General features: G+C 72.8%; 1 protein-coding gene and 1 pseudogene. Both read right to left on the bottom strand.

Annotated elements, in window-relative coordinates; translation table 11 throughout:
- The coding region (locus IH13_RS0129625; protein ID WP_031089135.1) for an MFS transporter at positions 1-1,450 on the bottom strand (1,450 nt) is incomplete at its 3' end.
- A pseudogene (locus IH13_RS0129630) lies at positions 1,447-1,756 on the bottom strand (TetR family transcriptional regulator); the annotation flags it as partial. The gene IH13_RS0129625 and the pseudogene IH13_RS0129630, both read right to left, overlap by 4 nt.

A 1,756-nucleotide genomic window follows, 5' to 3' on the forward strand; every position in this document is an offset into this window, starting at 1 on the left:
AGATGTGTATAAGAGACAGGTGCTGCGCGGGGGAGACGAGTGCGTGCCCCTGAGCGGCGGGCAGCGTCTGGGAGGCCTCCACGGCACCGCCCAGCGACTCGTGCGCGGCGGCCGTCGTCGGCGCGGGGACCCCGGCCGGGGTGTCGAAGCCCCGGTAGACGCCGGTGACGATGGACCCGAGCAGCGCGATCCCGAGCGCCGCCCCCAGCTCGTACGCGGTCTCCGAGACGGCGGACGCGGATCCGGCGTGCTCCTTGGGGACGCTGGAGAGGATCACGTCGGCGGTGACGGTGAAGGAGAAGCCCGCACCGACGCCGACGACCAGGAGCACGGCACCGAGCAGCGGATAGGCCGTCTCCTGGTGGATGACGGTGACGACGGCGAGGGCCAGGCCGATGCCGGCGAGCCCGCCGGACACCACGGAGCGCACCGAGAAGCGCCGTGCGGCCCGGCCCGCCAGCAGCCCGGCGACCACCGCGCCGACGGCGGCGGGCAGTTCGGCGAGCCCCGCCTCCAGCGGGCTGCGGCCCTGGACCAGCTGCAGGAACTGGGAGAGGAAGAAGACCAGGCCGGACAGGCCGAGGATGGTCAGCAGGTCGGCGAGGACCGCGCCGGAGAAGCCCCGGTGGTGGAAGAGCCGCATGTCCAGCAGTGGCTCGGGCAGCCGGAACTGGCGCCGTACGAACGTCACGAGGGCGAGGACGCCGACGACGGCCGAACCGGCTACGCCCCAGCTCGGGCCGTGCGCCGCCGCCTCCTTGACGGCGTAGACGACGCCGACCATGCCGACGAGGGAGAGCACGACGCTGAGCAGGTCCCAGGGGCCGGGGGACGGGTTCTTCGACTCGGGGATCATCTTGACGCCGACGACCACCAGGACGGCCATGACCGGCAGGTTGATCAGGAAGACCGAACCCCACCAGAAGTGCTCCAGCAGCACCCCGCCGACGACCGGGCCGACGGCCGCGCCCGCGGAGGCCATGGCGCCCCAGATGCCGATGGCGAGGCTGCGTTCGCGCGGGTCGTGGAAGAGGTTGCGGATGAGGGCGAGGGTGGACGGCATCAGGGTGGCACCGGCGACGCCGAGCAGCGCCCGGGCCGCGATCATCATCGCGGGGCCGGTCGCATAGGCGTTGAGCACGGAGACCGCGCCGAACGCCACGGCCCCGCTGAGGAGCAGCTTCTTGCGTCCGATGCGGTCGCCGAGGCTGCCCATGGAGACCAGGAGGCCGGCGATGACGAAGGAGTAGACGTCGCCGATCCACAGCAGCTGGGTGCCGGTCGGCCTCAGGTCCTCACTGAGGAACGGGGTGGCCAGGCCGAGGACGGTGGCGTCGACGGCGACGAGCAGCACGGCCAGGACGAGGACGGTGAGGGCGATCCACCGCCCCGGGGGCCGCGTCTCGTCCGGCGCGGGGGCCTTCTGGAGGGGGGTACGGGGGGTGCTCACTGCTCCACGCTCCGGCGTGCTCCGCCGAGCAGCAACTCGGCGATCATGTGCGGGAAGTCCTGGCCGGCGACGCGTCCGGCCTGGACGGCCCAGGCGCCGGCGCCGATGAGCGCGTAGAGCGCCTCGGTCAGCCAGGCCGGGGTGAGGTCGATGCGGAACTCGCCGCGTTCCTGTCCGCGCCGGAAGAAGGCGGCGACCCGGGTGTCCAGCCGGTCCCAGCCCTCGTTGAGGTCCTCGCCCTCGAAGAGCTGGTTCTCGGTGACGAGGAAGGAGAGCAGGCCGGCGGCGGGCTCGACGGCGACGACC

Source organism: Streptomyces sp. NRRL WC-3549, assembly GCF_000721935.1.
In the GTDB taxonomy this organism is placed as follows: Bacteria; Actinomycetota; Actinomycetes; order Streptomycetales; family Streptomycetaceae; genus Streptomyces.